A 22,390-nucleotide genomic window follows, 5' to 3' on the forward strand; every position below is an offset into this window, starting at 1 on the left:
AGGGAGGTTTTACACGTATGAGTTTTCCAATTGTACGGCATCGCCGTTTACGCCAATCCACAGGTATTCGCAATATGGTCAGAGAGACCCATCTAACCGTGGATGACTTTATTCAACCGATCTATGTGACGTATGGAGAAAATGTAAAATCCGAAATTAAATCCATGCCTGGCGTATTCCGCTTCTCGTTGGATCGTCTTCAGGAGGAAGTAACGGAAATTGCCGAGCTGGGAATTCCAGCCGTGTTATTGTTCGGTATTCCGGAGACGAAGGACAGTGTGGGTTCATCTGGCTTCGCTGAAGATGGCATTGTGCAGGAAGCGACGAGATTGATCAAATCCTGGTACCCGGAATTGCTGGTTGTTGCGGATACTTGTCTGTGTGAATTCACGGATCACGGTCACTGCGGTATGGTACACACCGTGGAGATTGACGGCCACATCTGCGGAGATGTATTAAATGATGAATCACTGGATCTACTCGTGCAAACGGCAGTGTCTCAAGCCAAAGCAGGAGCGGACATTATTGCACCATCCAACATGATGGATGGATTTGTACAAGCGATCCGCGCCGGGCTGGATGAGAATGGATTCAGTCACATTCCGATCATGTCCTACTCTGTTAAATATGCATCCGCATTTTATGGTCCATTCCGTGAAGCAGCAGATTCCACACCACAATTCGGAGACCGTAAGTCCTATCAGATGGACCCGGCGAACGCGCGTGAAGCCTTACGTGAAGCAGAGACGGATGTGCTCGAAGGAGCGGACATGTTGATGGTAAAACCATCCCTTTCCTATCTGGATGTTATGCGCACCATCAAGGATCAATTTGATCTTCCGCTTGTTGCCTATAATGTAAGTGGCGAGTATGCCATGGTGAAGGCGGCGGCGATTCAAGGCTGGATCGATGAGAAAAAAGTTACCATGGAAATCCTGCTCAGCATGAAACGCGCAGGTGCAGATATGATCATTACCTACTACGGAAAAGACGCTTCACGCTGGTTGGCTGAGAAATAAAATAAATTATATTAAGGAGGATATTCATGACTGCACAACAAGGTAATCGACGCAATGATGAGCGCTCACGCAGAGCGTTTGAGGAAGCGAAGCAGTACATACCCGGGGGTGTGAACAGCCCTGTACGCGCATTCAAATCGGTGGGACTTACTCCGATCTATGCAGAACGCGGCGAAGGGTCCAAAATCTACGATATTGATGGCAATGTTTTTATTGACTATGTGGGATCGTGGGGCCCACTCATTATGGGACATGCACACCCTGACGTTGTAGAAGCTTTGCGTGAGACAGCCCTCAAAGGAACAAGCTTTGGTGCGCCTACCTTGCTGGAGACCGAGATGGCAAAACTGGTCTGTGAGCGTGTACCTTCTATCGATATCGTGCGGATGGTTAATTCCGGCACGGAAGCAACCATGAGTGCCATTCGACTGGCACGCGGGGTAACCGGACGCAGTAAAATTCTGAAGTTTGAAGGATCATATCATGGACATGCGGACAGCTTGCTGATCAAGGCTGGTTCAGGTGTTGCAACACTGGGTCTACCGGATAGTCCAGGTGTACCTGAAGGTGTAGCTGTGAATACAATTACGGTACCTTATAACGATCTGGAGTCCGTGAAGCTTGCTTTTGAACGTTATGGTGAAGAACTGGCTGCTGTTATTGTGGAACCTGTGGCAGGTAACATGGGGGTTGTACCACCGGCTTACGGTTTCCTTGAAGGCCTGCGCAGTTTGACGACCCAATATGGCAGCCTGCTTATTTTTGACGAAGTCATGACCGGTTTCCGCGTAGGGTTGAACTGTGCTCAGGGACGGTATGGGGTTACACCTGACCTGACTTGTCTGGGTAAAGTTATCGGTGGCGGACTCCCGGTTGGTGCTTATGGTGGTCGTCGGGATCTGATGGAACAGATTGCTCCAACAGGACCAATCTATCAGGCGGGTACACTGAGTGGGAACCCGCTGGCTATGGCAGCAGGATATACAACGCTCAAATTGTTAACACCAGAGGTCTATGACCGTCTGGAGACATTGTCCGCACGTCTGCAAGCCGGATTCGAGAAAAATGCAGCTGAGACGGGTATTGCGATAACCATTAACCGTGTGGGTTCCATGGTTTGTCCATTCTTCAGTGCCGTTCCAGTAACCAATTATGATATTGCCAAAGAAAGCAATCTGGATCAATTCCGTCGTTATTTTGCGGCCATGATTGATCAAGGTGTGAGTGTTGCGCCTTCGCAATACGAAGGCATGTTTGTCTCTGGTGTGCACACGGAGCAGGATATTGACGATACGATTGAGGCGAATCGTAAAGCTCTTCAATCGCTATGACCATCAAAAGTTGGAAACGCCGCGGGGAATGGCTGGAGCTGATGCCAGGGAAAGCCGTAACAGGCAGTTTGGACAAACAGATGGCCGCAGAGCAATGGCTATTGTCTGAGCTGCAGTTTCCGGAGAAACTGCTCCGTCAGCTGAAAGCAAACCGAGGAATACAACTTGCAGGGGACCGGCTTCGGCTGGCCCTTTTTGCGTCCCAGCCAATCGATGTTGAGCCACGCTGGGCTGATGTGGATGTATTGTATGAGGATGATTTCTGTCTGGTTATGCACAAACCGGCAGGTATGAAACTGCATCCAGATGGAAGCCGTACCGATCAGGCCATCACGCTGGATCATGTGGTTGCCTCTTATTATGAAATGAACGGAATACAGGCGAGCGTACGCCATGTTCATCGACTGGATGAGGATACAACTGGACCTGTTCTGTATGCCAAAAATGCTTTTGCTCTCGGCAAACTGGATGAAGCGATGCGTCGCAAAGAGATTGGTCGCCATTATATAGCCATTGCAGGTGGACAAATCCCCCTTGAACTCCACAAAATTGATGCTCCGATTGGTAAGGATAGACATCACAAACAGCGCAGGCGTGTCTCGGAAGGTGGACAGGAAGCTGTTACTCATGTGGAGATCGTCGAAGTATGGGAACGAGCAACCCTTGTGCGATTAAAGCTGGATACAGGACGTACACACCAAATTCGTGTACACCTGAGCTACGCGGGACACCCGCTTATTGGTGATGCGTTGTATGGAGGTAGAGCGGATGTCATTGGGCGACAAGCACTTCACGGAGAGATGCTTAAGTTTAGTCATCCTTTAACCGGAGCCGTGATTGAAGTGGATGACCCTTGGCCGCCTGATTTCACACAATTGGCAGAACGTGAAAAGGTGTATTCATAAATGATATAGAGCGAACTTTACTAGTTACACGAGAACGGAGAGGACAGAAATAACGTGAAGAAACGGAGCGTTCGCCTAAAAGCTTTCTGAAAGAAAGCTTCGGAAGCATAAGCTATCCCCGGATTTTCCCTTTGAAGAAGGGAATCAAAAAATCTGGGGATAACAGTGATCGGAAGGTTATTCTGTCATCGAAGTGGCTAGGTTCAACATTCTCTATTTCGCTTTATATAACAAGGTTTTTCAAAAGGTGGCATGCTCATCTCATTCAAGGCATATAGATGGGGTAACGAAGGATTTGGACCATGGATCAGTCCCATGAGAAGGATCATGGTGAACATATGCCGAAAGGAGGACGCCACCTTTGTTGAATCAACCTTATGGTTTGCGGTTCGATATTTATGAGCGCGTTCATTTGTCTGAGGGAGTCCCTGCGATTGAGGAATTGGAGGAGATTGAACTATACCCGCGCATTCAAGTCATAGGGCAGGATGATCATGCCACGTTAAGAGGGCATCTTTTACTTACAGGTGCGTACAGAGGAGAAAATGAGGCTTCAGAGGAGCTCAAACATTTTATTCCCGTGGAGATCACAGTGCCGCTGAACCGGGTCAGATCGATTGAGGATATTTCCATCGAGATCGAAAATTTTGACGTGGATCTGTTATCCAATCGTAGTCTGAACATTACAGGCGTGTTGTCGCTGCGAGGCATCGAGGGCTTTCCTGTTGAAGAGCCACAAGTGTGGTCAGCAGATGAGTTTACAGTTGTCCACTCACCTGATGCTCAGCAATCCAACCGTTCCGATGAAACAGCACAGACAGGCAGCGCCCCCAACACATTTGCACAAGAGTACCTGCTCCAGCGGAGTGAGGAAGAGAGACTTGCGAATGCAGCAGAACTTGCCTATGGTGCTCCGGAATTCGCTGACCTGTCCACAAGAGAAGAGACCTTAAGAAATAGCGAAGAATGGCAGCAGGAATATGTGCCTCCGTCTTCGACCGAGTCAATTCAGTCGGAAGAGCAGAGTGCAGAGGATGCTAACGATCCCAGACAACCTGATGCAAACGAAGATCTTGCATCTCTGACAGCAGATGGAGATGAATTGGCATCTCATAAGCAATACAGTGAACCTACTCCCATCTCGTCATTTATGGCTGAGACCGCTGACCGGCTAGCTTCTTATCCGGAATCAGATCCGTTGCTGCCTCTCGAGGAAGAGTCTTCTATGTGGTCCGAGCCTTCCGTGGATGCATTGCCTGCGAACTCGAGAAGTGCAGATCAAGCAGTCACAGAGCCTACTGCTCAATCATCTAGTGAGTTGGCAGCACCGGATGTACCGGACGCACCAGAGGTATGGCGCTTCGAATCAGCGAGATCTGTACCTCAGCAGGAGAATCAGGCAGTTGCCGATGTCCCGGGCGAATCACAGGCGGAGAACTGGCAAGGTGTATTTGCTTCGTCCGAATCAGGCAACGCTGAGGAAGATCGGCCGTCTTTTGAAGCGACTGGGGTAGACGAGTTCGTACAGAACGAAGCATTTGTTCCTGAACCTGTGGCTGAGACGGAAGACAAGCCGGAGCTGAAGGTTGCTTTTGGCAGCAAAAAAGAATCCGCGCCACGGCAAGAAGAGGGCGTAGGTATCTCTTCCTTGTTATCCTCGGGCAGAGCGGCACGCGATGCTGAAGTGGAGCGAGGCGATGAGGTTCCTGCGGGTGTGGTACAGGAAGAAACATATCAAGCTGATGATGTGGAATGGAAGAACCTGTTCCTGGGAACGATCGTGGACCAGACTCCATTCCGCAAGGTGAAACTGTGCATCGTTCAGCGAGAAGATACACTGGATGCCATTGCAGATCGATATCAATTGAGCACGAGGGAACTTCAGTTGTATAACCGATTATCTGAGCAGGTTGTGGAAGAAGGTCAGATATTATACATCCCTTAATTCGAAGTTAAAGCCTTCGTTACGGCCCGTGATCCCCTTGAGGATTGCGGGTTTTTGCATGATTCGTCCTAAACCTGCATTCCAGCGCTCTTTATCCGCTATTGTCAGGTTGACTATCGCGCACGAGCAAGGTATGATGTGTGTAGGTTTTTTGAAGAACAACGTGGAACGGGAGTAGTAGACAGTATGACCTTTCAGAGAGTGGAATTGCAGCGCTGTGAGATTCCGCAGGAACCAACTGATCGAAGTCGCCCGGGAGTTGCCTGTTTGAATACAAGAGATGAATGAGATCTATCGTCATTTATTTCTGAGGTAGGATGGGCCGGTAGCAGCCGTTATCTGCTTGAAGTGTCACGTCATGTACAGAGGGTGAAGTCTATCTTGCTGTCGGCGTGAAACAAAGGTGGTACCGCGAAAGCTAACCTTTCGTCCTTTGATGGATGAAAGGTTTTTTTTGTTTTTTTTGGCGAAGATGATGAAGTAACGGAGGAATGACACATGTCTGAGGAAAAAAAATCAGCTGCAACAGAAATGCCGACCACTTACGATCCTAAAGCGGCAGAGGACAAATGGTACTCCACCTGGATGGAGCGCGGATATTTCAAAGCCGGTCAACGTAAAGATGCCGAGCCGTATACGATTGTAATTCCACCCCCAAATGTGACCGGGATGCTGCACATCGGGCATGCGCTCGACTTTACACTACAGGATATTCTGATCCGCACCAAACGGATGCAGGGCTATGATGCACTGTGGCTTCCGGGTTCCGACCATGCAGGCATTGCTACCCAGACCAAAGTGGAGCAGAAACTGCGTGAAGAAGGTCTGACCCGTTATGATCTGGGACGCGAGAAGTTTTTGGAGAAAGTATGGGACTGGAAAGATCAATATGCCACTACCATTCGTCAGCAATGGGGCAGAATGGGCTTGTCGCTTGACTACTCACGTGAACGTTTTACGTTGGATGAAGGTCTGTCCCAAGCGGTTCGCAAAGTATTTGTTCAATTGTATGAAAAAGGCCTTATTTACCGAGGCAAACGGATCATTAACTGGGATCCGGTGAACCGGACAGCTCTGTCCGACATTGAGGTTGAATATAAAGAAGTTCAGGGTCACTTGTACCATCTGCGTTACCCGCTCAAAGACGGAAGTGGCTACGTTACCGTGGCAACAACGCGACCTGAAACGATGCTGGGTGATACAGCGGTTGCTGTACATCCGAAGGATGAGCGTTATGCAGACATGATTGGTAAAGTACTTGTACTGCCTATCATTGGACGCGAAATTCCAATTATCGCTGATGATTATGTGGATAAAGAGTTCGGAAGTGGTGCAGTTAAAATCACGCCTGCACATGATCCGAATGACTTTGAAGTAGGTCTTCGTCATGATCTGCCTCAAATTACGGTAATGGATGAGAGCGGCACAATGAATGCAGAGGCAGGTAAGTATCAGGGACTGGATCGCAGTGAATGCCGCAAGCAGATTGTTGCTGACTTGAAAGAGCAAGGCGTATTAATCGATATCGAAGATCACACGCATCAGGTTGGACACAGTGAGCGTACTGGAGCTGTTGTTGAACCGTATCTATCTACACAGTGGTTTGTTGAGATGAAGCCACTTGCAGAGAGAGCGATTAAGAAACAACAGAGCGGCGAAGGGGTTAATTTTGTTCCGGATCGTTTTGAGAAAACCTATCTGAACTGGATTGAAAACGTTCGTGACTGGTGTATTTCACGTCAACTGTGGTGGGGACATCGTATTCCTGCTTGGTATGATGAAGAAACGGGTGAAATCATCGTATCTGCTGAAGATCCAACAACGCTGCCAGAGTATGCTGGACGCAAGCTCAGACAGGATGAAGACGTTCTGGATACATGGTTTAGCTCCGGATTATGGCCTTTCTCCACATTAGGCTGGCCGGAAGATACGGAAGATCTGCAACGTTATTATCCGACAAGTGTACTTGTGACAGGGTATGACATCATATATTTCTGGGTTTCACGTATGATTTTCACTGCATTGGAATTCACCGATGAGATTCCGTTCAAGGATGTGCTGATGCATGGTCTTGTTCGTGATGCAGATGGACGCAAAATGTCCAAATCACTGGGCAACGGTGTAGATCCGCTGGATGTGATTGAGAAATACGGCGCAGATGCAATGCGTTACATGATCTCAACCAGCAGCACGCCAGGTCAGGATCTCCGTTTCCGTTGGGAACGGGTGGAACAGGCACGTAATTTCGCCAACAAGATCTGGAATGCTTCGCGCTTTGCATTGATGAATCTGGAAGGATTCACCTATGAGGAACGTGACATTAGCGGAGAGCTTGGTACAGCGGATTATTGGATTTTGCATCGTCTGAACGAAACTTCCCGCGATATTACGCGTCTAATCGAAGCGTATGAATTTGGGGAGACGGGTCGTGTGTTGTATAACTTTATCTGGGATGACCTGTGTGACTGGTACATTGAGTTTGCTAAGCTGTCCTTCTATGGGGAAGATCCGGTTGCCAAGAAGAAAACACAATCCGTGCTTGCTTATGTGCTGGATCAGACCATGCGCCTGATTCATCCGTTTATGCCATACATCTCCGAAGAGATCTGGCAGCATCTGCCGCATGAAGGTGAGACCATTACGCTGGCATCATGGCCGGTATATGATCCTGCTCTTGAGAACCCAGAGGCTGTTGCCGAGATGAACCTGCTCATGGATACCATTCGTGCAGTGCGAAATATTCGTGCAGAAGTGAACGTGCCGATGAGCAAAAAGATCGAGTTGATGGTCAAAGCAAATAGTGCTGAGACGTCCAGCATCATTGCGCGTAACAGTCACTACATCAAACGTTTCTGTAATACGTCCGAGTTCGATAGTGGGCTGGATTTAAACTCACCGGATAAGGCAATGACTGCGATCATTACGGGGGCAGAACTATACTTGCCGCTCGCAGGTCTTATTGATATCGAGCAGGAAGTGGCTCGTTTGGAGAAAGAGTTGGAGAACCTTGAGGGCGAAGTTCTCCGTGTAGAGAAAAAGCTGGCGAACGAAGGCTTTGTTGCCAAAGCTCCTGCCAAAGTTATTGAGGAAGAGCGCGCCAAGCAAGCAGATTATTCCGATAAACGGGATAAAGTGATTGCACGAATCAAGGAACTTAAAGGTTAATATATTTGGGTCGGATGGAGAGCCATTATGCCATCCGGCCGCTTTTTTCACTCAAACTCGGGACCGAAGGTGAATCAGATGACGGAATTAGACGGGACAGATGCAGCAGCTCCTTTACTTACGTATAACGAGGCCGTGGACTGGATCAATGGCCTTATTCCTTTTGGCATCCGACCTGGATTGGAACGAATCGAGAGTCTGATGTCCATGTTAGGCAACCCACACCAACGTCTCAAATTTATTCATGTCGCGGGAACGAACGGCAAAGGTTCGACTTGCGCTTTTTTGACGTCAGTGCTTCTTCAGGCTGGATATGATGTGGGTACCTTTACGTCGCCTTATATCACCAAGTTTACAAACCGTTTTCAATACAACGGTGAGGATATTCCTGAAGAAATCCTGCTTAAGCTTTCGAACCGATTACATCCACTGGTCATGGAAATGGCCTCCACTCCGCTTGGATCACCCACGATGTTTGAGGTGTCCACGGCTCTCGCGCTTCTGTACTATGCAGAGGAGTGTTACCCTGACGTTGTGGTATGGGAGACGGGGCTAGGGGGAAGGATGGACGTAACGAATATTGTCGCACCTGTTGTGTCCGTCATCACCAACATTGGTATGGATCATACGGATGTGCTCGGAGATACGATTGAGCAGATTGCTGGAGAAAAGGCAGGTATTATCAAGCCGGGAGTACCCGTTGTGACTTGCGCGACTCAACCCGAAGCTGTGAAGGTGATTCAGGAGAAAGCACAGCAGCTTCAATCAAGCGTGTATTTGGCTGGAGATCAATTCTCTTATCATAGACTGGACAGCAATGAGAACGGACAATCTTTTCATTTTACAGGCCCGTTCCGTGATCTGGACGTTCGCATACGCATGCAGGGCTCACATCAATGTGACAATGCAGCGGCCGCACTTATGGTGCTTGAATTGCTTAGACAATACATGGCATTTATGCTGGATGACAACGATATTGCACTTGGACTGGAGAATGCTTTCTGGGCAGGAAGATTCGAAAAAGTCGTCGATGAACCCCGAATTGTGCTTGATGGAGCACATAATCCGGAAGGGGCAGAGTCACTGGCCAAGAGCATTATGGATGTCTATCCGCACAACAAGTTAATTTTGATGATGGGTATGTTGGCAAATAAGCATCACGAAGCGTATTTGCAGCATATACTGCCACTAGTGGATACGCTGATCCTGACCGAGCCAGATTTCCGACGCAAAATGGATGCAGCCGAATTGCTGCAGATTGTTGAACGGGTACGTCCCGCCATTGCGAAGCAGGAACTGGAAATCATCGTCGAGCCCGAATGGGCAAAGGCACTTGATCTATTGAAGTCACGGACGGAAGCGGAAGATCTGGGGGTGGTCTCCGGCACACTGTACCTGATTGCGGATGTGCGGGCAGCCCTTTTGCATCAAACCGATTCTGAAAAAGGTTGGTGAAAGTTTTGTTAAATACATCGGAACACGTTCATTTTATAGGGATTGGCGGATATGGCATGAGTGCCATCGCAAGAGTTATGTTGGAAATGGGATACACCGTTACCGGATCGGATGTCGCTTCACAGGAGTTGACCGAGAAGTTGGCAGCCAAGGGAGCGAAAATATATATCGGACATACGGCAGAGCACGTCACTGGAGCAGACCTTGTTGTCTACTCTACGGCAGCGCCTGCTGATAATGTGGAACGGGTAGCAGCTGCAGAGCTGAACATTCCGATTTTGCATCGTTCCCAGATGCTTGCACGTTTGTTGAACGAACGTAAAGGTGTGGCTGTTGCTGGAGCTCACGGTAAAACAACCACCTCATCCATGATTGCACTTGTTATGGATAAATGCGATACGGACCCGACATATATCATTGGCGGAGAAATCATGAATGTGGGCACCAACGCCAAGGCAGGCCAGGGCGACTGGGTAGTCGCTGAGGCGGACGAGAGCGATGGTTCATTTTTGCAGTACCATCCATGGCTCGGTATTGTAACCAATATTGAGGCAGATCATCTGGAGAATTACAACAGTGATTTTGAGGAGCTCAAAAAGGCTTATGTGCAGTTCCTGAGCCAGATTCGTCCGGAAGGAACAGCGATTGTGTGTTCTGACGACGAGAATGTTCAAGCGATTTTGCCAGAACTCAAGTCACGGATTACAACTTATGGTATTGATCGTGCTGCAGATTATACGGCAACGGATATTGTATTGGGCGATCGCCGTATCTCCTTTACGATGAATCATCAGGGTGCTGCTATGGGCACGGTGGAATTATCGGTGCCGGGTAAGCATAACGTTTATAATGCGATGGCTACTGTGATTACCTGTCTGGAAGCAGGCATTCCATTTGAGAAGATTGTGGCAGCTATCATCCAGTTCCACGGAGCCAAACGCAGATTCCAGGTATTGGGCGAGGCGCGCGATATGCTGATCATCGATGATTATGCTCATCACCCAACTGAGATTGAAGCTACCATTAGTGCAGCCAAAGCAACGGGCAAACGTATTATTGCGGTATTCCAGCCACAGCGTTATACGCGTACGTTCTTCCTGCTGGATGCGTTCAGCCGTGCTTTCGCGGAAGCGGATGAGGTGCTTATTACGGATATCTATTCTCCTGCGGGCGAAAAACAGATTGAAGGGGTAACCTCAGCCAAACTGGTTGAACTGATTGTTCAAAACAGTAATGCTTCTGCACGTTACCTCCCTACAAAAGAAGAAGTTGTAGCTGATCTGCAGCATCGTTTGCAGCCAGGAGATCTTGTGATTACGATGGGTGCAGGTGATATTTGGAAAGTCGGCGATACACTTGCCAAAGGTTTGAAATAAATCAATTGAGAAAACGCCTGTCTTCGATACGAAGCAGGCGTTTTTTTTTTGCGTTATATGGAATGTATTCTCCAGTCTCTGCATATAGCTGATATAAATGGGACAAAGGAGAGGGTACGGGTGAGCAATGCTAGAATGACGTTTCGCTTCGGGGATCATGAGTCGGACAAGCCTGAAAACAAGAGGATATCCGCGTCCAGTCCATTGGTGACGTTAAGTGAAGAGTTACCGCATAATCAACCGCTAACGCCTAAGCAGATGGATACAACCCCATCATGGACGCCTGAGGATATCCCCGGAGACTGGGGAGAGACGGTGCTGACAAGCTCTACTGTACCTGAACCTGACGAGCGGGTGAGCCCTGATTCGAACTTGAACTTGGATGAGGCTCATTATTTTGGAAACCGTTCCGGTTACGGTTATGTTAGTCACACCGATAATCCGGAGGAAGAGCGTCATGATCTGTCCAATACCCATGATGATCAAGGCCACGACTGGCTTGCAGATTCGGAGAACTATTCCTATAAGCGCAACCGCCCTCCAAGGGGATGGAAAATGATTGGTTCTGTCACTGGGGCACTTGTTACCGGAGCACTCTTTGGTATGGTTATTCTTTCATTTTTTAATAAAGAAGGAGCTGTCAAGCCAGGCGATCTTCTTCCCGTCAATCAGGCAGTTTCCACTGTGACGGGTCAGGAGGGGGCTGCAGGTACAGAACAGCAGGTACAGACAGCGGCTACTGGCAGCACGTATTATGCACTTCAATACGGCGTGTTCAGTTCTCCTGAACGAGCTGAGCAGGCCAAGCTTGAGCTGGCTCAGGCTGGTATAGCCGCAGGGTCTGATCCTGAAGATGGCAATCGAGTATATGCAGGCATTTCGGCTGATCGTGAAGAGGCCAAGCTACTTAGCTCCAGGCTAAAAGCTCAGGGAGTCGAACTGTATGTCAAGGAGATCGTGAACCCTGAGATCAATCCGGCTATATTCGGTGGCAAGCAAGATGATGTGCAGCTTTTCTTCACAAACAGTTCTGCACTGGTCGAACAATTGTCTACCTTGTCCATTCAGCAGTTGGGACAATCCGCACCGACAGCAGTCTCTGCAGAAACGATGACCGCGATTCAGAATAAGCACCAGTCGTGGTTAACCGGTTTGAATAGCCTCTCACCCGGCCTGACTGCGGAGATACAACCTATTGTTGGTGGAATGGAGAAATCAATGAACGATGCAATAACGGCTATTGCAGAGTACAACAAGAACCCGGATGATGTGCACATGTGGTCCGTGCAGTCCGATCTGATGGAATATGTACTACAGCAGAAAAAATGGCTCGAAGCGATTAAGCAGTAACATGCTCTTTCCCATAACAACGCTTGGAAATACCCATCCGGCAAGGAACTGGAAATAGTTCCCCTTGCCGGATTTGTGTTTGTATTGACGTACAAAACCCCGTATAATAATGTGGGTGTCAAAAAATGGCGAGGGAAGATTACCGATGAAAAAAAACTTCGGCATGTTATTGCTGTTTCTGCTGCTCGGCTGGATGGCCGGAGCGTGGATCGCCAAGGCACTGCAGCCTGTAAAGGCAGTAGCCTTTCTTACGAAAGCCACGACCATACGTTGGTCGCCACAGGCTGATCTGGATATTATCAGTTATGATATTTCACTTCAATTTCAAATGAGCCTTCTGAGTCTGATCGGTATGATTGCCGCTGTGTGGCTGTATCGCAGACTGTAGGAGAATGACGAGTTATGACGAAAAAAATTAAACCAGTGACATCTATTATCGTGATCCGGACAGGATGTTGCCGTGGCATAAGGAGCCGTTCACTTTGGATAACACACAACAGCGCCCTATTATTCTGGCCTCCACATCGCCTCGGCGCAAAGAACTGATCGCATCACTCCACCTAGCGTTTGATGTAATACCAAGTCATGCCAATGAAGATACACCACCAGAGTGGACACCTGAACAGACGGTACAGGAACTTGCTTTGCGCAAGGCGCTTGCCGTGTATCGCGGGCTTGAAGGCCGCGAGCAGGAAGCCATTATTGTTGGTAGTGACACCGTTGTTGTTCTGGATGGTGAGATTCTAGGCAAACCCTTGGACGAAGCGGATGCTGAACGTATGTTATCGCGGCTGCAGGGCCGCGTACATCGGGTGTTCACGGGCGTCGCTTGTATTGATGCGGGCAATGGACAGTCGTTAGTTCATTACCGCCAGACCGATGTAACGATGAAAGAGCTGTCGGATGCGACCATCCGTGCTTATGTGCAGACAGGTGAGCCTTCAGATAAGGCAGGATCATATGCCATTCAGGGCATTGGTGCTTCACTGATCGACCGCATTGAAGGATGTTATTTTAATGTGGTTGGCTTGCCGCTATCCTTGCTAAGTGATATGTTGGACGGGTTCGGCGTACATGTGTTGCCACGAACATGAATGAAGCCAAATGTTGTGAAATGAAAAGAGGGAATATATGGAGTCGCCTCAATACATGATGCGCGACATCCCCCAGGAAGAACGCCCGAGAGAACGCATGATGGAATACGGGGCGGGCGCCTTAAGCCATGCTGAATTGCTGGCAATTTTACTTCGAACAGGCACAAGACAGGAATCCGCGGTGCATATGGCACAGCGGATTCTGGCCGAAGCGGGTGGCATTCGCTCGTTGATGGATTTGAGTCTGGAAGAACTGACCGCGATGAAAGGGATCGGCAATGCCAAGGCTGTGCAATTGAAAGCTGGCATTGAGCTGGGTCATCGGATTGCCAAGAGCAGACTCACACAGTCGACTTCAATTCGTACACCGCGTGATGCAGCTGATATCCTGATGGAACAATTGCGTTACTTGCAAAAAGAACATTTTGTGTGTCTCTTTCTGAATAGCAAAAATCATATTATTGCCCAGGAAACACTCTCCATGGGCAGCCTTAACGCTTCGATTGTACATCCACGTGAAGTGTTCCGAGCTGCCATCAAATGCAGCAGCGCATCGATTGTGTGCGCACACAACCACCCGAGTGGTGATCCTACGCCCAGTCCGGAGGATATCCAAATAACCAAGAGACTGATTGAAGCAGGCGCTATTGTTGGCATTGACGTGCTTGATCATATTATTATCGGAGATGGAACGTACGTAAGTTTGAAGGAGAAGGGCTTAGTATAATATAATGGTTGGCGTTGATGTTTTCCTATGAATGTTAACGGCGTTGTCCGTAAAAGATAGGTTCACTTTACAAATGCAAAAAAACAAATGCGAATATTAGCTCCACGTATTGCGTGGGAATAAAATTATTACGCTCTGGATCAGAATGGAGCGGCTATATGAGGCAGAAAAGGAGATTATGTTATGTTTGGTGGTTTTACGAAAGATTTGGGTATTGACTTGGGGACAGCAAATACGTTGGTTTATGTACGAGGAAAAGGAATTGTGGTGCGAGAACCTTCGGTTGTCGCTATACGGACAGATACAAATAGCATCGAGGCAGTAGGTGAAGCCGCCAAAAAAATGATTGGACGTACACCAGGTAACATTCGTGCCATTCGTCCAATGAAAGATGGCGTTATTGCCGATTTTGATACAACGGCAACGATGATCAAATATTTCATCCGTGAGGCGCAAAAACAACGCTCCATGTTCCAGCGTCATCCAAACGTGATGGTATGTGTACCATCCGGGATCACGGCAGTAGAACAACGTGCGGTTGAAGATGCAACCAAACAGGCTGGAGCACGTGAAGCCTATACGATTGAAGAGCCTTTTGCTGCTGCAATCGGTGCAGATCTGCCTGTATGGGAACCAACGGGTAGTATGGTTGTCGATATTGGTGGCGGTACAACGGAAGTGGCTGTTATCTCTCTTGGTGGTATTGTAACGAGCCGTTCGGTTCGTGTAGCAGGTGACGAGATGGATGAATCCGTTATCCAGTACATCAAACGCCAATACAATCTCATGATCGGTGAGCGTACATCGGAGCAATTGAAGATGGACATCGGATCAGCTATGCCATTGGAACAAGTAGAAACGATGGAAATTCGTGGACGTGACCTTGTAACAGGTCTGCCGAAGACAATTACGATTACTTCGGACGAGATCAGTGAAGCGCTGGCTGATACCGTGAATGCAATTGTTGAAGCGGTAAAAGTAACACTGGAAAAATGCCCGCCTGAACTTGCTGCCGATATCATGGATCGGGGTATCGTTCTTACAGGTGGTGGGGCGTTGCTTCGCAACCTGGACAAGCTTCTCGCTGGTGAGACAGGAATGCCTGTCATTGTGGCTGAGAACCCGCTGGATTGTGTAGCGATCGGAACAGGTAAAGCGCTTGAGAATATTCATTTGTTCAAAAGCAGAAGCAGTTCGGCAGTTCGTTCCAAACGTTAATTGGTATTTGCCTTACTTGGCATAGCGACCAAGTGGCAAGATATCTTTATAGAGGACCCGGTTAACCCCGGGGATGAGCTATTACCCGCTTAACAGGGGAGGATCGGCTGATATTCTCGCAGGGACTACAGGTCTGACAGTCTCCCCGCCGGGCATGGCTCGGAAGAGAATATGGATGTTAGAGGGTGTTCGAACTGTTTAAACTGCTAGGCAACAAAAGACTTTTTGTTTTGCTGGTGGGCCTTGTTACATTTATCGCGTTAATGGGCTTTACGCTCAGTCCGCGAACCACTCTATCCTGGCCGGAGAAATTCCTGAAGGATTCAGTTGGATTTGTACAATACGTATTTTACAAGCCCGCTTCCTATGTAGCGGGCTTTTTCAAAGATGTAGCGAACATGCGTACGGTATATGATGAGAATGAAGAGCTTCGCATCGCGATGGGACACTATACCCGAGATCGACTGAAGTACAATGATATGGAGCAAGTGAATGAGCAGCTTCAGAAAGCGCTCAATTTCACCGAAGAACAGAAGAATCGCTATAATTACGGTTCACGAATTGCTCAGGTTATCAGTGCCAATTCGGATCCAAATAGCAGAACCATTAACATTGATATCGGTGAAAATGCGGGAATCAAGCCGGGGATGGCCGTTACCTCCCAGGAAGGGCTGGTCGGCGTGATCAGTCATGTCAGCTCATATACATCAACGGTTAATCTGTTAACGTCCATGGACGCCAATGATCCGACATCCAATGCCATTGCAGCAACGGCAGTAGGTAAGGAGAAAGTATTTGGTATGATTGAAAGCTACGATCCGAAGACGGGCATGCTCAAGATGACCAAGATCTCAGAGGATTCAAACATCAAAGAGGGTGATGAAATAATTTCATCCGGGATCATCAATAACTTTCCGAAATACATGCGGATTGGTGAAGTGAAGAGTGTCGAGAAAAGTGAGTATGGTTTAACAAAAACAGCTACAATTGATCCATACGCAAGCTTCCTTGATTGGAAAGAGCTGATTGTCATTATCCCGCCTGAGGTAAAAGAATAATGGTAACGCGCAAGCAAGTTTTGTTCCTGTTACTATTCGTTTTGTTCATTGCAGAAGGCACAATTTTGCCGCTGCTCATCCCTTCTGGCTGGCAGATGCGTATTTCTGCCAATCTGGTCTATATCGTCATTTTGTTTATTGCTGTATATCATCATCGACACACGGCACTAGTGCTCGGTATATTTTTTGGACTATTGCATGACGTTGTATTCTACGGCGAGATGATTGGACCTTATGGATTCTCGATGGGATTATCGGCATATATGATGGGACTCATTTTTCAAGCACCTCGTGCACCACTGCCGGTTATGGTATCGGTTGTCATTTTGGGAAGTCTGCTTAATGACACCATGCTATTCTTCCTGTACAAGCTCTTCCAACTTAACCACGTGACCTTTGACTGGGCGTTGATTGAATACATGATTCCTAATTTGTTCATTCATTTTGTGTTTGCCTTGATCATATATGTCCCGCTTCGGAAACAACTGGAGCGGATCGGCAAGAGACGGAGCAAGACAGAAGAAGCTTCCTAAATACATTTATGGAGCGCAAAGCAGGAACTTGGGGCCCCGGGCACGAAATGTAATGAGATGGGAGGGACAGGCTTATGACGGTAAAATCGAATCACGTAACGATTAAAGGCATCCGAGACGGCCTGGTTTTCCTGTTGGACGATCAATGTGAATTCGAGGAATTGCTCTATGAGCTCCGCTATAAGCTGGAACACAGCCATCAAAATATTTTGACCGGACCGATTGTTCATGTGGATATCAAGTTGGGTGCCCGCGAAGTGACAGAGGGCCAGAAAGAAGCAATTCTCGATATATTGAAACAAAAAGGGAATCTGCTTATTCGATCCATCGACTCACCTGCACTCCAACCGGAGGTTAAAGGACCGCCGCCGATTGTAACCATGTGTGGTATGGTGCGTTCAGGTCAGGTGCTTCATCATGAAGGAAATCTCCTGTTTCTTGGGGATATCAATCCGGGGGGCACAGTGACGTGTACCGGAGATATATATGTGTTGGGTTCACTCAGAGGTATGGCTCATGCCGGAATTGGCGGGGACGAGGAAGCGATCATTGCCGCTTCGGTATTTGCACCGACTCAGCTACGGATTGCGGATATCATCAGTCGTCCTCCCGATGAATGGGAGAGCCGAGAGACCGGAATGGAATTTGCTTACTTACAGGACAATCAGATGCAGATAGACAAAATGAGCAATATCGTTCGGTTACGCCGAGATTTTAATGTGTTTAAAGGAGTGTAGCTCATGGGAGAGGCGATCGTGATCACTTCGGGTAAAGGCGGCGTGGGTAAAACAACCACCTCGGCAAACATCGGGACAGCGCTGGCGCTGCTCGGCAAAAAGGTTTGTCTGGTAGATACCGATATCGGCCTTCGTAATTTGGATGTCGTGATGGGACTCGAAAACCGTATTATTTACGATCTGTGCGACGTTGCGGACGGCCGCTGCCGTCTGAATCAGGCTTTGGTTAAAGACAAGCGTTTCGAAGAATTATACATGTTGCCTGCGGCGCAGACGAGAGACAAAAACTCAGTATCACCAGAGCAGGTCAAGGATATTATCCTTGAATTGAAAAAAGATTTTGAATACGTCATTATTGATTGCCCAGCCGGCATAGAGCAGGGTTTCAAAAATGCGGTAGCAGGAGCAGATCAGGCCATCGTGGTCACTACACCGGAAAATGCTGCAGTGCGTGATGCGGATCGTGTCATCGGCCTGCTGGAGAGTTCACACATTCAATCACCAAAGCTGGTGGTGAATCGAATTCGCAATAATATGGTTAAATCGGGTGACATGTTAGATATCGATGGTATTTTACAAGTACTTAATATTGACCTGATTGGCATCGTGCCTGATGATGAACTGGTCATCAAAGCTGCCAATTCAGGAGAACCTACGGTCATGAATCCGGATTCACTTGCGGCGATTGCGTATCGGAATATCGCACGACGCATTCTGGGAGATACGGTCCCATTGATGCAGCTGGAGCAGAAAAAGGGCGCTTTTACTCGTTTCAAAAAGTTCTTCGGAATGGGTTAACTCGTTAAACGAACTTATTCATAAAGCAATTACATGACAGCCGTGGCTCATAGCCCGGCTTTTTTTGTTACCTGCTGGCAGGCTTGTTCATATTATCAAGCGCCTCTTCATAGGATGTAGTAAACAAGCCTCGGCGGGAGGACATTCCATGAACACGAAACTCAGAATCAAGCAGAGACGAGAAGAACGCATTCGGCGACTGATGGATGGTGCCACTGTGGAGGTCTTACAGGAGCAGAAATTAGGTTCGCTGTTGGACAAGAATGAGATCATACACCCAAAACCATTTACGCCTAGTGAGGGGATACAGGAAAGAGATCCGGAATGGTTGTGGAAAAAAGAGAATGGTCATTTCGTTCCAGGGGGGCATTCGAGATTCAACCTGTTCAAGTCACTTCTCAAACGGACGGCCATCAGCGCTATGATATTTGGCGGAGTATGGGGTCTGTTTCAGTTGGATACATCGTGGACGACATCACCCAAAACAGTAATTGCGGATGCACTCCATCGAGATATGGATTTTGCCTCAGCAGCGGCCTGGTATGAACGGCATTTTGGAGGAACGCCTTCATTTCTTCCGGTCCTCGGACATACGACGGATGCAGTGAACGGATTGAAAGTAAGGCAGTTACTGGGCAAACCGATCTCAGGCACAGTGGTTCAGCCATTCGCGCTGAGCATGAAGGGAATTGAGATCGTTCCGGATGCCGCAGGTGCAGAACTTATACAGGTCGCAAGTTCTGATGCTGGGCGTGTCATGGAGGTTATCGGCGATGCAGCAAGTGGATTCACAGTTGTCATCCAACATACAGGCAATGTCACGGCAATATATGGTCGGCTGAACGAAAGTGAAGTGAGCGTGAACGATTGGGTAGAAGCGGGGAATCCAGTGGGGAGTCTCAAGGCTACGGGTGGTGAACAACCGGCCACGCTCTATTTTGCAGTCAAAGAGGGGGAGGAGTACGTAGACCCGGCGGAAGTTGTTGCCCTTGATTAGGGTGTGGGGAGTCCGTATTACGTTTCATCCGTTCTTTGTAATTATCATGATGGCCTCCCTCGTGACTGGACATTTTATTGAACTTATTACGTTGTTTTCCATCGTATTCATTCATGAATGTGGACATGCTGCTGCGGCTGCCCTTCTGGGCTATCGTGTCTTGTCGATCCAGATGCTTCCTTTTGGAGGAGTAGCCGTTATTGAAGATGGAGGTGCGATCACGGCCTACCGGGAAATCATGATTGCTCTCGCAGGTCCATTACAAAACATGCTGATGGTTGGCGTGGTTATGCTGTTGCAGTATAGCAATCTCGGCGACCCGGTATTTCTCAACTATATCATTCAGGGGAACCTGCTCATTGCCCTATTTAATCTGCTGCCTGTACTTCCTTTGGACGGAGGTAAAATTGTTCAAGCACTTGTCAGTCTGTGGGCACCTTACTATACAACTTTAATGTGGACTTACAGAATTAGCATCCTGTGTAGCGTAGGGGTTGTTTTGTATGCGATCAGCCGATGGTTTACTGGAGACTATGGCTTACCGTTAAACATTCTGTTAATTGGCCTTTTTTTGTTCTATTCCAACGTAACGGATTACCGAAATGTGCCCTATCGCTTTATTCGTTTTCTTATGAATCGAGAGGGTGCGTTCGCTCGTCACGCGGCTACTGGCAGTTTGGCGCAGCCAATAATCTCATTTCCGGCGAAACCTTTGGACACTATTTTGCGTCTATTAAAGAGAGAAAGATACCATATGGTATACGTGATGAACAGACAGGGTCGAATTATGGCCGTCTTGCCTGAGCAACGGATTATCGGTTCCTATTTTCAACAAAATGGTGATAAATTGTAGAGTTCTGGTGGACCTGTTCTGAAATGGGTTAATACATGTACAATGAGAATTGCAAAGATACTGAAATGGATGTGGATGAATTGAATTGTCTTCTAGAGGTGAAGCCATGAAACAAATGATAGTACATAATGAACATAACCTCATGCAAATGGCGCTTCTGGAAGAAGGCAAAGCTGTGGAATTTACGGCAGAGCGTACACGCGAGCGTGGACTGCTGGGTTCCTTTTTCAAGGGACGGGTCGTGAATGTGTTACCGGGTATGCAGGCTGCTTTTGTGGATATTGGTCAGAAAAAGAATGCGTTTCTTTATGTGGACGATGTGTTGCATCCCCATCTGGAGAAACAGCCCAAGGTGAAGCCTTCCATCTCGGAGTTGCTTCGTCCGGGTCAGGAAGTCATTGTTCAGGTTCTGAAAGAACCGGTAGGAGGCAAGGGAGCCCGGGTGACGACTCATTATTCACTCCCGGGCCGTTGGCTTGTCTACATGCCTGTTGCTGACTATGTAGCGGTATCCAAGAAAATTGCCCGTGAAGGGGATCGTTCCCGTCTTAAGGCACTTGGGGAGCAACTGAGGCGGGATGAAGAAGGACTTATTATTCGGACCGTATCTGGAGAAGAGCAGCATGAAGCCATTAAGTCGGACTTGGAAACATTACGCGCGCAGTGGTATCTGATTCGTGAAAAAGCGGACAGTTTGCCTTCACCAAGCCTCTTGCATCGGGATCATAGCATGGTACAGCGAATCATCAGAGATGTGTATACGCCAGGGAGTGACGAAGTCATCACTGATAGTGAAGGACAAGCCCGTGAGGTAAAAGCATTGCTGGAAGAGATTAGTCCTGGTCATCAACCCAAAGTACAGGTGTATCGGGGAACAGAATCCATCTTTGCCGCCTATGGTGTGCAGGAACAGTTGAATAAGGATTTTGCCCGGAAAGTGTGGTTGCCCGGAGGCGGATACATTGTCATTGATCATACCGAAGCTCTGACTGTAGTGGATGTGAACACGGGTAAATATACGGGAGCTGGCGGTGACAGTCTGGAAGAGACCGTGACAGAGACCAACATACAGGCAGCAGTCGAGATTGCCCGTCTGATGCGCCTGCGGGATATCGGTGGCATGATTATTGTCGACTTCATTGATATGGAGGAAGCCTCGAATCGGCATGAAGTCGCGGCAACCTTGGAGGGTGAGCTCAAGAAGGATCGGACCAAAGCGTTTGTAATGGGTTGGACCAAGCTGGGCTTGCTCGAACTTACCCGTAAGAAAGTGCGGGAAGAAAGTACGCTGCCCTATGTGGAGCCGTGTTCTTCCTGCCATGGTACGGGAAAAAGATATATTTCACCTTTGCATTGATTTTTGATATATTGCGTGATATAATCTTCAAGTATGTGTTTAGCCTAATGGTCTTGCACATGCTGTAACCGCACTGGCCGGGTATAAGAACAGTTCCGCAAGGATACTGTCACCTGAGAACGGGCGAGTCTGAGACATGAGGAGGTGCAAGGCAAATGTACGCAATTATTGAAACAGGCGGCAAACAGTACAAAGTCCAAGAGGGCGATGTTCTGTTCATCGAGAAATTGACTGCGAACGATGGCGAAAGCGTAACGTTCGACCGTGTCCTGGCTGTATCTAACGATCAAGGTTTGACAGCAGGTACACCATTGATTTCCGGAGCTACTGTAACGGCTAAAGTGGAGAAACATGGCAAAGGACAAAAGGTTATCGTATACAAATACAAACCTAAAAAGAACTACCATGTGAAGCAAGGTCACCGTCAACCGTACACTAAAGTAACTATCGAAACAATCAAAGCGTAAAGAAG

The 22,390-nt window shown here is 48.1% G+C and carries 20 protein-coding genes and 2 other annotated features; all 20 genes read left to right on the plus strand.

Going from position 1 to position 22,390, the window contains the following annotated elements; all coding sequences use genetic code 11:
* The first annotated feature begins 17 nt into the window (after positions 1–17).
* The 20 genes from hemB (at position 18) to rplU (ending at position 22,385) form a co-directional block, all read left to right on the plus strand.
* Positions 18–1,019, plus strand: coding sequence for a porphobilinogen synthase (hemB, locus tag QF049_RS29710; protein WP_307542573.1), 1,002 nt, complete (start codon positions 18–20; stop codon positions 1,017–1,019).
* A 26-nt stretch (positions 1,020–1,045) separates the two neighbouring features.
* Positions 1,046–2,350 carry a glutamate-1-semialdehyde 2,1-aminomutase gene (gene hemL, locus QF049_RS29715; RefSeq protein WP_307542575.1) on the plus strand — a complete coding sequence of 435 codons (1,305 nt, stop codon included), beginning with the start codon at positions 1,046–1,048 and terminating at the stop codon, positions 2,348–2,350.
* Positions 2,347–3,255, plus strand: a complete 909-nt coding sequence (locus tag QF049_RS29720) for an RluA family pseudouridine synthase (RefSeq protein WP_307542576.1) — start codon at positions 2,347–2,349, stop codon at positions 3,253–3,255. Before hemL ends, QF049_RS29720 begins: the two co-directional genes overlap by 4 nt.
* 361 nt (positions 3,256–3,616) lie before the next feature.
* Complete coding sequence (locus QF049_RS29725) at positions 3,617–5,200, plus strand: LysM peptidoglycan-binding domain-containing protein (RefSeq protein ID WP_307542578.1); 1,584 nt, start codon at positions 3,617–3,619, stop codon at positions 5,198–5,200.
* A 155-nt stretch (positions 5,201–5,355) separates the two neighbouring features.
* Positions 5,356–5,637: a binding site (T-box leader), on the plus strand.
* Positions 5,638–5,698: 61 nt separating this feature from the next.
* Positions 5,699–8,365: a valine--tRNA ligase gene (locus tag QF049_RS29730; RefSeq protein ID WP_307542580.1), complete on the plus strand. Its 2,667-nt coding sequence runs from the start codon at positions 5,699–5,701 to the stop codon at positions 8,363–8,365.
* A 78-nt stretch (positions 8,366–8,443) separates the two neighbouring features.
* Positions 8,444–9,820 carry a bifunctional folylpolyglutamate synthase/dihydrofolate synthase gene (locus QF049_RS29735; protein WP_036673600.1) on the plus strand — a complete coding sequence of 459 codons (1,377 nt, stop codon included), beginning with the start codon at positions 8,444–8,446 and terminating at the stop codon, positions 9,818–9,820.
* A 56-nt stretch (positions 9,821–9,876) separates the two neighbouring features.
* Positions 9,877–11,196: a UDP-N-acetylmuramate--L-alanine ligase gene (murC, locus tag QF049_RS29740; RefSeq protein WP_253442774.1), complete on the plus strand. Its 1,320-nt coding sequence runs from the start codon at positions 9,877–9,879 to the stop codon at positions 11,194–11,196.
* A gap of 120 nt (positions 11,197–11,316) precedes the next feature.
* Positions 11,317–12,546, plus strand: coding sequence for an SPOR domain-containing protein (locus QF049_RS29745; RefSeq protein ID WP_307542583.1), 1,230 nt, complete (start codon positions 11,317–11,319; stop codon positions 12,544–12,546).
* A gap of 145 nt (positions 12,547–12,691) precedes the next feature.
* The gene (locus QF049_RS29750) at positions 12,692–12,934 is read left to right on the plus strand and encodes a DUF4321 domain-containing protein (protein ID WP_047841183.1); all 243 of its coding nucleotides are present in this window, start codon (positions 12,692–12,694) and stop codon (positions 12,932–12,934) included.
* Between the two features lie 94 nt (positions 12,935–13,028).
* Entirely contained in the window at positions 13,029–13,640 is a 612-nt protein-coding gene (locus QF049_RS29755) for a Maf family protein (RefSeq protein ID WP_036673538.1), read from the plus strand.
* Between the two features lie 37 nt (positions 13,641–13,677).
* Positions 13,678–14,367, plus strand: a complete 690-nt coding sequence (gene radC, locus QF049_RS29760) for a RadC family protein (protein WP_036673540.1) — start codon at positions 13,678–13,680, stop codon at positions 14,365–14,367.
* A gap of 183 nt (positions 14,368–14,550) precedes the next feature.
* Entirely contained in the window at positions 14,551–15,585 is a 1,035-nt protein-coding gene (locus tag QF049_RS29765) for a rod shape-determining protein (RefSeq protein WP_017692612.1), read from the plus strand.
* 185 nt (positions 15,586–15,770) lie between these two features.
* Positions 15,771–16,643, plus strand: a complete 873-nt coding sequence (gene mreC, locus QF049_RS29770; RefSeq protein ID WP_307542587.1) for a rod shape-determining protein MreC — start codon at positions 15,771–15,773, stop codon at positions 16,641–16,643.
* Complete coding sequence (gene mreD, locus QF049_RS29775) at positions 16,643–17,176, plus strand: rod shape-determining protein MreD (protein ID WP_036605906.1); 534 nt, start codon at positions 16,643–16,645, stop codon at positions 17,174–17,176. Before mreC ends, mreD begins: the two co-directional genes overlap by 1 nt.
* 74 nt (positions 17,177–17,250) lie before the next feature.
* Complete coding sequence (gene minC / locus QF049_RS29780) at positions 17,251–17,913, plus strand: septum site-determining protein MinC (protein WP_124117732.1); 663 nt, start codon at positions 17,251–17,253, stop codon at positions 17,911–17,913.
* A gap of 3 nt (positions 17,914–17,916) precedes the next feature.
* On the plus strand, positions 17,917–18,711 hold the full coding sequence (gene minD, locus QF049_RS29785; RefSeq protein WP_053783092.1) for a septum site-determining protein MinD: 795 nt from the start codon (positions 17,917–17,919) through the stop codon (positions 18,709–18,711).
* Positions 18,712–18,859: 148 nt separating this feature from the next.
* On the plus strand, positions 18,860–19,708 hold the full coding sequence (locus tag QF049_RS29790) for a M23 family metallopeptidase (RefSeq protein ID WP_307542590.1): 849 nt from the start codon (positions 18,860–18,862) through the stop codon (positions 19,706–19,708).
* Complete coding sequence (locus QF049_RS29795) at positions 19,701–20,561, plus strand: M50 family metallopeptidase (protein ID WP_307542592.1); 861 nt, start codon at positions 19,701–19,703, stop codon at positions 20,559–20,561. Before QF049_RS29790 ends, QF049_RS29795 begins: the two co-directional genes overlap by 8 nt.
* A 106-nt stretch (positions 20,562–20,667) precedes the next feature.
* Positions 20,668–21,918, plus strand: coding sequence for an Rne/Rng family ribonuclease (locus QF049_RS29800; protein ID WP_091037546.1), 1,251 nt, complete (start codon positions 20,668–20,670; stop codon positions 21,916–21,918).
* 56 nt (positions 21,919–21,974) lie between these two features.
* Positions 21,975–22,059 (plus strand) — a sequence feature (ribosomal protein L21 leader region).
* A gap of 14 nt (positions 22,060–22,073) precedes the next feature.
* A complete protein-coding gene (rplU, locus tag QF049_RS29805; RefSeq protein ID WP_017692620.1) occupies positions 22,074–22,385 on the plus strand; it encodes a 50S ribosomal protein L21 in 312 nt (103 codons plus the stop codon).
* Positions 22,386–22,390 lie beyond the last annotated feature (5 nt).

The sequence above is a fragment of the Paenibacillus sp. W4I10 genome (assembly GCF_030816325.1).
Taxonomy (GTDB): domain Bacteria; phylum Bacillota; class Bacilli; order Paenibacillales; family Paenibacillaceae; genus Paenibacillus; species Paenibacillus amylolyticus_B.

Bases quoted from the DNA above. Each gene is read 5' to 3' on its own strand.
- QF049_RS29800 (WP_091037546.1), top strand. From the start codon at position 20,668: ATGAAACAAATGATAGTACATAATGAACATAACCTCATGCAAATGGCG.
- QF049_RS29790 (WP_307542590.1), top strand. From the start codon at position 18,860: ATGAACACGAAACTCAGAATCAAGCAGAGACGAGAAGAACGCATTCGG.
- QF049_RS29750 (WP_047841183.1), top strand. From the start codon at position 12,692: ATGAAAAAAAACTTCGGCATGTTATTGCTGTTTCTGCTGCTCGGCTGG.
- radC (WP_036673540.1), top strand. From the start codon at position 13,678: ATGGAGTCGCCTCAATACATGATGCGCGACATCCCCCAGGAAGAACGC.
- minD (WP_053783092.1), top strand. From the start codon at position 17,917: ATGGGAGAGGCGATCGTGATCACTTCGGGTAAAGGCGGCGTGGGTAAA.
- mreD (WP_036605906.1), top strand. From the start codon at position 16,643: ATGGTAACGCGCAAGCAAGTTTTGTTCCTGTTACTATTCGTTTTGTTC.
- murC (WP_253442774.1), top strand. From the start codon at position 9,877: ATGAGTGCCATCGCAAGAGTTATGTTGGAAATGGGATACACCGTTACC.
- QF049_RS29735 (WP_036673600.1), top strand. From the start codon at position 8,444: ATGACGGAATTAGACGGGACAGATGCAGCAGCTCCTTTACTTACGTAT.
- minC (WP_124117732.1), top strand. From the start codon at position 17,251: ATGACGGTAAAATCGAATCACGTAACGATTAAAGGCATCCGAGACGGC.
- rplU (WP_017692620.1), top strand. From the start codon at position 22,074: ATGTACGCAATTATTGAAACAGGCGGCAAACAGTACAAAGTCCAAGAG.
- hemL (WP_307542575.1), top strand. From the start codon at position 1,046: ATGACTGCACAACAAGGTAATCGACGCAATGATGAGCGCTCACGCAGA.
- hemB (WP_307542573.1), top strand. From the start codon at position 18: ATGAGTTTTCCAATTGTACGGCATCGCCGTTTACGCCAATCCACAGGT.
- QF049_RS29730 (WP_307542580.1), top strand. From the start codon at position 5,699: ATGTCTGAGGAAAAAAAATCAGCTGCAACAGAAATGCCGACCACTTAC.
- QF049_RS29765 (WP_017692612.1), top strand. From the start codon at position 14,551: ATGTTTGGTGGTTTTACGAAAGATTTGGGTATTGACTTGGGGACAGCA.
- QF049_RS29720 (WP_307542576.1), top strand. From the start codon at position 2,347: ATGACCATCAAAAGTTGGAAACGCCGCGGGGAATGGCTGGAGCTGATG.